Source organism: Prevotella herbatica (assembly GCF_017347605.1).
Classification (GTDB): Bacteria; Bacteroidota; Bacteroidia; order Bacteroidales; family Bacteroidaceae; genus Prevotella; species Prevotella herbatica.
In genome coordinates this window covers 1,771,850-1,784,659 of the sequence record NZ_AP024484.1, presented here as the reverse complement: position 1 = coordinate 1,784,659, position 12,810 = coordinate 1,771,850, and the positions used below count along the sequence as shown (strand labels likewise).

The window sequence follows — 12,810 nt, the reverse complement described above, 5'->3', positions numbered from 1 at the left end:
TATGATATTTAAAGGTTGATTTTAAGACCCAGGTTATAACGCTTAACTGTTGGATAAGCACCCTGAGAGCCAAGACCTGTACCTGCAAAGTTAGACTCACGATCATCAGGCATTCTTGACCAAACCCAAAGGTTGTTACCATTCAAGAATACACGAATACTACTAATACCTAGGCTTTTAACCCAAGACCCGGTAAATGTATATGCTATTTCTGCATTCTTCAAACGGATGAACGAACCATCATAGTGGAAACGAGTTCCTTCATTGTAACTAGGTGTTGAATTGATACGTGGCATTGGAGCATCAGCATCCGTTGTGTATTTTGACCAAAGTGTGCCTTCATCAAACACTGTATCAAGCTTCTTTCCTAAAGAGTTAAAAGCAACATAACGGTTTACATTAGATACACCATAGAATTGAACATAAAAGCTCCAGCCTTTCCATTCTGCACCAATAGATGCACTATATGTATTTTCTGGTGTTCCTGTATATCCGTAAGGTGCGCTATCATTTGAATCAATCACACCATCACCATTATAGTCAATAACAGTATAGCTTCCAGGCAATTTCTGGTTATCATTGGTATTAAATTCTGTCATACCATAAACTTGATCCCATGTATTTGCAAAACCTGTTGTTAAATTTGCATGGTCCTGTCCTATTGCATAACCAGCTTGTTTCTGATAAGCAGGTTTCAAAACAGGGTCGTCTTTGAAAATAATTTTATTTACAGCATGAGTCATATTGAAGTTACCCCATAAGTGAACTCCACTTATAATCTTGCTCAATCTTAACTCGAACTCATAACCATGACTTTTTGTCTTACCCATGTTTGCTGTAGGAGCTTTAGCTCCGAAATATGTAGGAATAGAACGATCTCCACCATCAACAAGGATATCATGACGATTTTCGTTGAAGAATTCCAAGCTACCAGCAATTAAACCACCCAAGAAGCTATAGTCAATACCAAAGTTCTGCTTTGTTGCGACTTCCCAGTGAATACTAGGATTACCTATCTTAAATTCTTTATACCATGTATAAGGACTATTATCTGTATAAAGACCATTAACTGATTGTCCTGAAATATTTGGTCCTGTACTTCCATAAGCCCATTGCGTAGCATATAGCCAACGGTCACCAACCCAGTCGTTACCGACTTCTCCATAGCTATAACGGAATTTCAACATATCAACATACTTCTTTAATGGCTTAAACCAGTTTTCCTCACTTACAAGCCAACCTGCAGCACCTGAATTAAAGAATACAAATCTGTTGTCTTTACTGAATTTTTCAGAACCATTATAACAACCATTATACTCTAAGAAATAACGACTTGCATAACTATATGTGGCACGGAAAGCCCAGTCTTCACGATAGTGAGTAAACTCACTTCCATAAGCAGTCTCATTACGGTTGAATACACCCATAGCTGTTACATCGTGTTTACCAAACTTACCACCCCAGAACAACTGTCCTTGATAGAATAGGTTACGATTACCAACGTTTGCTGATCCTTTATCTGTAGACCATAAAATACCCTCGTTGAAATCAAATCCAGTTTTGTTATCTCCTTTTTGAGAATATGTTACTTCACCAGTTTCAGGATTTATCCATTTGAACTGAGCTCCATGATTCTGATCATTAATACCACGATTATTCTCTATAAAAGAATTATCCCAAGATATTGTGGCATTTGCTTTTAAGCCTTTCAATATAAAACCAAGATCCTGTTCTAATGTAAAGTCGGTATTAATTCTAGTATTTGTAGTTTTACAAACACCAGCAAGAGCCAAGTTTGTTATAGAATTAGGTGCTCCTTGTGTATCATCAGGAAAATATCCCCATGTGCCATCGCTGTAACGAGGAATGAAAGCATCACTTGGTGCAGAATAAGCAGCTTGCCACAATTGAGTTTCAGCCCATGAATTAGATACTACACCATAAGGTCCTTGCTTTACTCCATTACTACCAAATAGATTTACTTTCAATTTTGTTGTTTTTGTAAGTTGAAAATCTAAATTAGAACGGAAGTTAATACGGTTAAAGCCATAACCTGCCTGATAACCACGGTTATTATCCCACTTGCGATAAAGGTCACCCTCATGCAAGAAATCCAAAGAAGCAAAGTACTTAACAAAAGCTGTACCACCACTTACATTAATATTAGGATTGTAAGAAATAGCCGACTTGTTGAAAAGTTGGTCTGCCCAATCAACATTAGGATATCTTTCAGCTTCTGCAAGGTTTGCAGGATGACGATATTTTTCAATAGTTGACATTGGCAACATTTTTGACCAAGAATCAGGATTAAGTCCAAGCTCATTCTCGGCAGCCTGATTACGAACAGTTAAAGCATCGGCACTATTCATCTTGTTTGGTAATTTAGAAACGACTTTTGCTGTCATCTGCATACCAATTTCAATTTTTGCCTTGCCCTCCTCACCACGTTTTGTAGTAATAAGGATAACACCATTAGCACCACGCACACCATATACGGCTGTAGCACTGGCATCTTTCAAAACAGAGATATTCTGTACTGAAGCAATATCAATTGAACCCATAGGACGCTCGATACCATCTACCAATACAAGAGGCTCACTATTATTCCAAGTATTCACACCACGAATAAGGATTTTTGGATCCTCATCACCTGGCATACCAGAACTTGACATAGTGATTACACCAGGAAGATTACCTGTCAATGCTGCACCAAGGCTGGAAATACCACCCGTACGTGACAACACTTTGGCATCGGCCTGAGTAATAGATCCCACAACGCTGGCCTTCTTTTGCTGACCATAACCGATAATCACGGTTTCCTGCAATGTGTGGTCGTCGTCTTTCAAGACAACTTTTACAACTCTACCTTCTGTGACAACTACTTCCTGCGGAACCATACCAACATAAGAAACCAACAATGTTGCTTTCTTAACCGAAGTGTTCAACACAAAATTACCGTCGAAATCGGTAACTGTAGCCACAGAAGTTTTTCCCTTCATTACGACAGTGGCACCAATCAACGGTTCACCTTGCGAGTCGATTACGTTTCCTCTCAATGTGCCTTGAGCCAATGACGGGGTTGCCGACACTGACATAAACACAACAACAAGAGAAACGATTTGAAAAAGTCTGAGTACTTGTTTCATCTTTTAATTATTAGGTTTAGATTTTTTAATTCGCGAGTGCAAATATATTTAATACATATTAAATAAATATCATAAATTGTAACGAGCATTTTATTTTATGTAACATATACGCTAAAATAGCATAAAAACTAATGTTTTTGAAACATTCTGGAAATAAAAACGTGCCGAACTGAATATTTTCAGCCGGCACGACAATCATTACAAATATGAATTTTTACTAAAACATAATCGTCTCTTTTTGCAAATCTTTATCCTGCGAACTACTTCCGTACATGATTTCAAAGTTACCATGACGTGTCCGAATCGTATTTGTTGACTCATCAAAGAATTCAAATGATTTCTTATTGAGACTTATTTTTGCAACTTGTTTCTGACCAGCTTTTAAGTTTACACGACAGAATCCACGCAACGACTTTATCGGTCCATTTGCATCTTGCATATCATGAATGTAAACTTGTAATATTTCAGTTCCGTCTTTAGTACCAATATTTTCAACTGGGACCTTCATCAATATAGAATCACCTTCATGTTCTAATTCTGCTTTACCGATATTGAACTTGGTGTAACTTTCACCATAACCAAATGCAAACAAGGGGTCACTGAAATAACGATAAGTACGACCTTTCATGCTATAATCTTCAAAGTCAGGAAGCTGCTTCGTACTCTTATAGAATGTAATAGGCAATTTACCTGATGGATTATAATCTCCAAAAAGCACATCAGCAACAGCTGTTCCACCTTCCTGTCCAGCATACCAAGCCTGAACGATAGCATCACAATTCTTTGTCTCTGGTTCGAGAGCTATCGCCGAACCTGAACAGTTTACATAGACCACAGTCTTACCTGCATTATGCAAAGCCTGAAGAAAATTACGTTGTACACTTGGAAGTTCTATATTAGTACGGTCACCACCCTTAAAGCCATCTATATTCACAGGCATCTCCTCACCTTCAAGAGCAGGAGAAATACCACCGACAAACACAACCTTATTAATACCTTTCAATTTTGCTATGATTGCATCGTAATCAATGGTACTTTCGGTGCCTATGTTTATTTTCATATTTGCACCCCAAGTCTTCACAAACTTATACCTAATCTCTATATTATAATTCTTTCCTGCCTCAACATTTATCGGAGTGCGTGTAGCGGTAGTGCGCCAAGTGTGATGTTTCTGCATTTGCTTTCCATTGACAAGCACCTCAAAATCACCACAACCCTCAACATTTACGACAACTTCACCTGCCTTTAGTGGGTGCAGCGTTGTTTCATATTTTGCAGAAAAATCTTCAATCTTCACGTTAGGTGCAAAATTATGCATTCCAGCAGTTGTTACAGCCACCATATTATTATAATATTGTGTAGTAACTGGACTACCGCTCATTTCAGTGTTATTCCAGAATGTTCCTCGAAGTCCGCGCTTTCCGTTAATTGAACATTGTGCAAAAAGCGGATTAACAATCTTGTTGTCTGTAAGATCACATCCTTTAATATAAACAACATTCTTTTGTTTTGCTTTTATTCCGTCAAGGATGTTAACAGTATGGTTTGGTGTTCCATTATAATTACCCCACATCATCGGAGTATTTGCGGCATTAGGTCCGATAACAGCTATTTTTTCAGCATTTTTCTTCAAAGGAAGTACATTATCCTTATTCTGCAATAGGACTATTGTCTGATGTGCCATATCAAGAGCTGTCTGTCTATGTTCCTTGCAATCCATTACAGAGTAAGGTATTTTTGACCATTCAACAAGACTAGGGTCATCCATTTCACCCAATTCAAAACGTCCCTCTAGAAGTCTCATTACATGTTTATCAACCTCTGCTTCAGATATTAATCCACGTTTCACAGCATCTGGGATACTTTTATATGTATAATTAAATCCACATTCCACATCAGTACCAGCCAATGCAGCCTTCGCTGTAGCATGAACAGCATCAGAAGCTGTTTTATGGCTTTCATATATATCAGTAACAGCACCGCAATCTGAAACTACAAGATATTTAAAGCCCCATTCGTCACGTAATATCTGTTGCAACAAACGATTGTTACCACAACATGGCTCATCATCCAATCGTTGATATGCGCACATAACCTCACGCACCTTAGCATCTTCTACAAGTGTCTTGAATGCAGGAAGGTATGTCTCCCAAAGGTCACGTGGACTAACATCATTAAGGTTTGCTGTATGGCGTGTGTATTCTGGGCCACTATGAACTGCATAATGCTTAGCACAAGCCCACAACTTACGATACTTAGATGATTCAGGTCCTTGAAGTCCTTTTACCACTGCCGTACCCATAACTGAAGTGAGATAAGGATCCTCACCATATGTTTCCTGTCCACGCCCCCAACGAGGATCACGGAATATATTTACGTTTGGAGTCCACACAGAAAGACTATGAAACTTCTCATCCTCACCACCATTCAGCATTCTATGATTATACTGTGCACGCATTTCATCGCTTGTGGCGGTAAACACATTGTAAAGCAATTGATTATTAAATGAAGCTGCCATTCCTATTGGTTCAGGAAATACAGTAACATTGCTCATATTAGCGGCACCATGCAAAGCCTCGCTCCACCAAAAGAATTTCTTTATTCCCAAACGTGGAATTGCTGGTGATTCGTCAAGCATCAACAGAGCCTTCTCATCTAATGTAAGACGACTAAGAAGATCTTTTGCCCTTTCTGTCGCACTAAGTTTTGGATTTTGGTAAGGCAATTGTTGCGCTGTCATTGATAGCGACACAAACAACGTCAACGCCATTGTCAATATTTTCTTCATATATTAATTATTATTGTGTTATAGCCTATTTGAAATTCCATTTTGAATTATCCGTATTGAAATCATAAAGAGCTAAAGTTGGCGTACTGTCTCCTGCAGAATAAAGCACATAATGCGTATTTGGTTCAGCCTTTCCAGGTATCACTCTTGGCATTATCCTGTAAGTTCCGTCCGTGAGTTGTTCTATACGCCATTGCTGTTCTGGCTTACCAGTAAACTCAGGGACAGTTGAAACCTCAGCATTAGCTGTTGCCATGAGAGCACGATTCGTTCCCTTTATTGTAATTTTATAATATGGTCCACCCAGATATCCTCCAGCTTCAGGTATTGCTGTTATAGTCCAAAGTTGATTTGGTCGGCACATATAGTCATTAGTACGTACGTTGATATCACCTTTCTGCCATGTTCCAATAACATCAGACAACTGTTGATTAGGCAATGACTCGATAGGCTCATTAGGATCTATGTGCCAAAACGCTTGCTGCTTCTGAGGAATCCTCACAAAGTCAACAGAAAGCTCCAGCGCATAGCCACGACGTTCTGATATGATAGCATAGTCGCCTTCCTTAAAACTATCACCAGCTACCGGCCATCCGTTTTTCCACAACAATGGTTTTATCGCCAACACACTACGACCACTACGATTAAAATCTGCCTCATAATGACATGACATTACTTCCACTCCATTATCAATGATTTCTCGTCCGAAATGTCCAGGACCAACAGCACGGTTATTGGCTGATATAACCATTCTACCACCGCCCTCAAACATCGTGCGACCTACATTATCTATATATGGACCGAGAATGTTTTGCGAGCGGCCAACTACAATATTATATGTAGAATTCACACCGTCACAGCATGTACCATGTGTTCCCAAAAGATAATACCAACCGTCACGATATATTAAATCTGTGGCTTCACAGTCTATTGCGATATCAACAGGTTTGTTTCCAGATATTCTATCACCGGTTTTAGGATCAAGTTCTACGATGCGTATATTACCGAAATAAGTACCATAAGACATCCATAACTTACCGCTTGTTGGGTCTAGTAACAATCCTGGATCTATTGCGTCATTATCCTCGTAACCATCAGAGGAAGCTACTTCTATTGGTTCTGTGAACTTGAAGTCTGGTGATTTTGGATCTAAGGACTTATTCCACATCGTAAAGATGTGGGCATTGTGTCCGCCGTTAAGTCCTCCGCCTGAATTTCCATAAGCAATAAGATATCTGTCACCAATCTTTATTGCATCAGGGGCAGCTCCTCCGCCTGGCCTCACGGCTCCGCCTTTCCAGTTCCAACCGTCATCAGATATCAATCCTCCACCACCTGTGCCAAATGTATAATACTTGCCATTACATTCCATTATAGTTGATGGGTCATGAATATAAGGTTGACCAATTTGTGCATTTGCTGACTGAGATAAAGTCAACATTGCCGAAAGTGCGATGAATATATTATGAAAAGATGTCATTGTTTCTGATTTTAGATTACTTATTATTTATAGTATAGTTCTTTATAGGTTTGCCACTTTCATCTACAAAGCGCGCACAAAAATTACTCATTCCCGGACCATTTATAACTACTCCACGAAGAATATTCCTACCTTTATGCAATGTAAGCCTTTGCGACACACAATCATCTTTAACCATCCTACGGTCTCCAGAAAGCAAAAGCGTTTCATTACCATTCAACCACCACATTGATGCAGAATTGGAACCAACAGCAAGTCTGGCATTCGGAATATCTTCCTTGCAGTCAATTATCGTAACTGCCCAAAACAACACACCGTAAGTTTGCTTTCCAAGTCCAGAAGCCAATCTAAAGAGTTTCACATTATATTGCTTACTATCCATAGAATGCCATGTCAATTTATTATTACCTATTTTGACGACGCTACCATCCTTTGGAACAAAAGTCTGTTGATTTTTGAAATACTCATGATAAAAAGCATCACGAAGATAACTATCCGTAAAGCCAGCATTACTTACATTAGGTTTATCAATAGGTTCCAGCAGTGTCCATCTCCTTATAAAACCATCATCATCTGGAGCAGCATCTCTCGTTTTACATTTTGAGAAATATGTTTCAAGCTGCGGTTCTTTACCATCATGCATAGGAGGAATTATTCTATAATTACCACTTAGTTGCATAAAGGCAAATAGTCTTAGCAATCCATCATAATATGCATCAAAATATCCATCTGGTGATGTCTCATGCTTAGCGTTCCATAATGCGTTAACAAATTCGTTACTTATATTATGACTACACATCAATGATGCAGTAGCAGTTGTAGCAAGAAGTCCTATTGAATGACGTAAAGCTTTTGGATAATCACCCGCAGCAAGAATTTCTTTCTCATTCGGCAATGTTCCATCTACATTGTATTGATCAACAAAAGTATTAATTCCCTTTGAATAAAAGAAGTTTTGAATCTTCTCTCCATATTCCCTCTGCCATTTCATATCAGTGCAAGACCATTGATAATCTAGTGCAATATTTGCAGGCACACGCCATGAATCATATCTGAATGTATTCATGACATAATCTCTTATTCTTAATGGTGTTCCATCATAATTGCTTATGTCTGGATTTAATGCTGTAACATTGTTCACAACTTTATGAAGATATTCTCTTGACACAGCTGCAGCTTTCTGCCAAAAGTCTGTTCTCCCATCATAAGCCCAGCGACTCCACACATCATAAAATGCAGGAATATGATATGAAGGATCCGTAAACCTGCCACCAAATTTATCTGGAGTAAAAGTAATAAGATTTGTTTGCTTATCTATCAGCGGCATAATATCATTTTCGCCGTTTTTCAAAAAAGAACAGTTTATTATCTTTTGCGCTTCTTTTCTGTAATTTATGCCAGTATCATTTCCCCATCTGTTGGCAGCGAATATAAGAGATGTAATATAATATAGCTCACCGTCAGAAGCCGAACCTTCGGAGTTTCGTGTTCCATCTGTCTTACAACTCCAAGCAAAATACCCTTCACGTGGTCCATTCTGATGTTGCATATATTTCTTGCTCCATCGCCATATTTTGTCAAAGATATCTTTTCTATCAAACTGCACTGCAATCATCATACCATAAGACATACCTTCAGTGCGCACATCATGATTTTTAATGTCCGAGATGTATGCCATACTGTCCCCTACCTCAAAATACACTTTGTGAGGACCATAAAAAACTTCTTTGAATACTTCATTCAGTTTGTTATCAACCTGTTTCTTGCTATATCCCATTTCAACAAACAGATTTCTATAATTGTTTGTTTGAAATGCGCCTTTATTCCATGGCACTAAATGAGTTTGCGTGTCCGGTGTTGCAGCATTTGCACCAAGCAGCGGACACGCTATGATAATTGATAATAAGATGTGTTTTACATTCTTCATGGGTATATAATGTATAAATCATTTAATGTTGCAAAAATAATAAATAATTCATACACATACCATAATATTTGTATCAGAAACTTTGCATATTGTTACATAACATTATAATAACTGAAATTTCAACCCTAAGGATAAACCCAGAATATCCTTTAGTTTCACATCATTGTCTGTAAACATAGAACGTATATAAAGATCACAAGTACTTATCTCATAAAATGCGGTAATACTTTTCACAAACATACGGTGATTATTTGGAATAACCTTTGTAACACGTTGACCAAAAAAGACATTAACTCTGAACTTTGTCGATAAAGCATTATAATACTTATCAGGATAGCGCTGTGGTTGACTACGCCAAAATTCATGGCCATATACAGTATTTATATACAAACCGGTTTCAAATGGTTCGAATCCCCAACCTTTGCCTAAATATATACTCCATGGTATATAATTCTCTTTAAGCGTCATAGTGAGTTTCCCACGCGTGCTGTCATATTTTGGTATATACCCCCAAAGTATATGAGTTTCCCATTGGCGATGTTTACCATAGTCCCATCCCAAACCTATAGAGAAAAGTCCCATATTTCCCGCATTCTGAACCACTACCTGAGTTGGTATAAGAGCAGCCCAATACTTTCTGAAATAATGGACCCTTCGATCATAAGCACTTTCATGCCCTTTCTCTTTATATATATTCGGGTGGTTACTGGAAGTGAAATAAGCCAACGAGTCATTTAAACTTAGACTATCAATCTCGTCAATCACACCACCTGCAAAGGAATGTAATGGTATAAACAACAGCAAAGCACTAAAAATTAACGACTTCATATTTATATCCTTCCTTAGTTATTGTGAATATATCATATTTGCGATGCTGTGCACAGTCTACACCATACCACATAAGTTTGTCATTAAACAACTCATCTGCCTGAGTAGCATGTTCATGTCCTGAAACACAAAACATTATTCCTGGGAATAAATGCACAAAGTAATTAAATGCCTTACTAACATTGTTGTTAAACTGCTCACTGCCTGGACGAGCATGCATCACTATCACTGTACGGTCAAAATCCGCTGAGTCCGATTTCAGCTCACTCTCCATAAAATCAAAATTAGGTACAGAAGCGAGATAATCATATTCTGTGGCATTCGTGTTAAGACATACAAACTTAACTCTTCCTGCTATAAAACTGAAATCATTATCACCAAACATCACATGATAAGCTTGATCTCCTGTTCCTAGAAAATCATGATTACCAATCAATGCTACATGAAGAACATTAAGTTTGTTAAATATACTACGAGCCCATTCGTACTCCTTTGTCGTACCTGTGTCTGTAATATCGCCACAATGTATCACAAAATCAATATCGCTTCGTCTATTAATATCAGCGACCTCATCCTTAAAATCTGAATACCAACCATGAGTATCACTGATAAAGGCTATCTTCAATGAGTCCTTATCCTTGCAAAGACCCTCTATTTTGCTTATATTAGTAGCATTAATATGAGTTTCACCTTTAATATTCACATCATAGGGATAAACATCAAAAACATCATCGCATGAAATAAGCATAAGGGTTGTGAACAAGCACAACATTTTAATAATTCTATCTTTTATCATAATCCGTGGAAATCTTTTCACTGGCAAAGGTACATAAAAAACTATTTTTAAAGAAATAGTTTTCAATCTTTTAAATAAAAGATACAAAAAAAGTTACCATCTGCTCACACAGATGGTAACCAACACTCTAATAAATTACCAAAACATTTTATCTATAAAATCATTTAAAGAAATCACATAAAGACTAATTAGCCTCATTTCCTTTTAAATTCGGATTATTATTCAATTCTTCTTGAGGGAAAGGAAGATACATTTTGTTTTCATTCCATCCAAGTTTTTTTAGAGGCTCTAGATATTTAGGATCCTTCATACCCCAGCGCATAAGATCAAAATAGCGATAATACTCACCCATAAGTTCTACACAACGCTCATGCTCTATCACATTCATTACATTGTCCATCTTAAATCCATTGATTGTTGGAGCAGCGTTCAACAAATCATCAACATTAGGTATTGTCCCTGGTGACTTTGAATACCATAGCTTTGACTGCTCTGAAGGAACAATATTGTTTGCTCTGTTTCGTACTTGCTGAATCCAATATTTTGCACCAGTATTATCGTTTACATCTGTACCATCATGTCCTGTAAAATGCAAACATTCAGCATACATAAGTAATATATCAGAATAACGCATAAGTGGATCATTGAAGTCATCATCTGTATCGGAAATCATCTTATCCGGACAAGCCTTGCGTGTACCGTAAAGATCTTTGTCAGAAGAACACTTAGCATTCATGTCATCAAAAGTAATAGTGTTGCCCTTCATATCTGTAAAGTCTGCACCACCAGGACACCACAATGTCATATAACGTCTTGGATCTCCATTCTCAAATTCATTATAGGCCATTGGAGTAGGAGCAAGATTCCACCAACAACCTCCAGTCCCATCAGGAAGTCCAATATTTAACCAGCGCCATGAATCGCTAAGGTCACCTCCCATCCAACTATTACCATTATGCATCTGTACTTCAAACACGCTCTCCGAGCCATTTTCAGTTGCAGGATTGTTGGTAAAGTTATCCTTGAAATTGGCGTTCAACTTATACTCACCACTTTCTATAACCTTTTTGAGAGCAGCAATAGCCGTATCATAATCTACGCTCTTACCTTTTTCTATAAGCGGGCGCCACAAACAAGCCTTTGCAAGAAATCCAAGTGCAGCCCCCTGAGTCGCACGTCCTATATTTGAAGCATCAGCATATAGTTTACTACGTACAGGCAACAATTCAGCAGCCTTTTTGAAATCGTTTATAATCTGTGGATACACAGTTCCCTTAGCAGCATTAGCAGGATAATAATCTGCATTTGTTGCTATGGCATGATCATAAAGAGGAATAGTCTCTCCATACAATGACGCTAGATTCAGATAATACAAACCACGAAGAAAATAAGCTTGTCCAAGCATTGTATTCAGAGTTTCTTTATCATTGTCGTTTACCGCAAAATTGTTCATTTTATCAATCGCAAGATTTGCCGCCATTATACCATTAAACCAGTCTTGCCAAGGCCCCATAGCGGCCGCATCACTTGCGGGTGTGTTGTATGTATCCTGATACATATTTGACCATTTGTATGTACGCTGATAATCATCACCAGGAGCAAGAAGCGTGAATAATGTCGTAAAACAATATCCTCCCTGATTTCTGCCAATAAGAGCTTGATAAGCTGGTATTAGCGACTTCTGAAGCTGCGAAATCTTTTGATAATAAGTGTTGGTTGAAACTTCTGATGGATTATTAAGGTCCATATCGGGTTTACAACTTGACACAGTTGCCAGCAAACATCCAGCAGCCATATATTTAATTATATTGTGTTTCATATGTATTCCATTTTAATATTTGTAAC

Annotated in this window: 7 protein-coding genes; all 7 read right to left on the bottom strand. The window is 37.9% G+C overall.

The features are described from left to right. Positions 1–8: 8 nt before the first annotated feature. Positions 9–3,146: a SusC/RagA family TonB-linked outer membrane protein gene (locus tag prwr041_RS06640; RefSeq protein WP_207153057.1), complete on the bottom strand. Its 3,138-nt coding sequence runs from the start codon at positions 3,144–3,146 to the stop codon at positions 9–11. 217 nt (positions 3,147–3,363) lie between these two features. Beyond that, on the bottom strand, positions 3,364–5,934 hold the full coding sequence (xyl3A, locus tag prwr041_RS06635; RefSeq protein WP_207153056.1) for a xylan 1,4-beta-xylosidase: 2,571 nt from the start codon (positions 5,932–5,934) through the stop codon (positions 3,364–3,366). A gap of 25 nt (positions 5,935–5,959) precedes the next feature. Next, positions 5,960–7,414 carry a family 43 glycosylhydrolase gene (locus tag prwr041_RS06630; protein ID WP_207153055.1) on the bottom strand — a complete coding sequence of 485 codons (1,455 nt, stop codon included), beginning with the start codon at positions 7,412–7,414 and terminating at the stop codon, positions 5,960–5,962. A 16-nt stretch (positions 7,415–7,430) separates the two neighbouring features. Next, entirely contained in the window at positions 7,431–9,341 is a 1,911-nt protein-coding gene (locus tag prwr041_RS06620) for a glycosyl hydrolase family 8 (protein ID WP_237072164.1), read from the bottom strand. Positions 9,342–9,443: 102 nt separating this feature from the next. Continuing rightward, positions 9,444–10,169, bottom strand: a complete 726-nt coding sequence (locus tag prwr041_RS06615) for a hypothetical protein (protein WP_207153054.1) — start codon at positions 10,167–10,169, stop codon at positions 9,444–9,446. Further along, entirely contained in the window at positions 10,150–10,965 is an 816-nt protein-coding gene (locus tag prwr041_RS06610) for a metallophosphoesterase family protein (protein WP_207153053.1), read from the bottom strand. The genes prwr041_RS06615 and prwr041_RS06610 overlap by 20 nt, the downstream gene beginning before the upstream one ends. A gap of 184 nt (positions 10,966–11,149) precedes the next feature. Next, on the bottom strand, positions 11,150–12,784 hold the full coding sequence (locus prwr041_RS06605; protein ID WP_207153052.1) for a RagB/SusD family nutrient uptake outer membrane protein: 1,635 nt from the start codon (positions 12,782–12,784) through the stop codon (positions 11,150–11,152). Positions 12,785–12,810 lie beyond the last annotated feature (26 nt).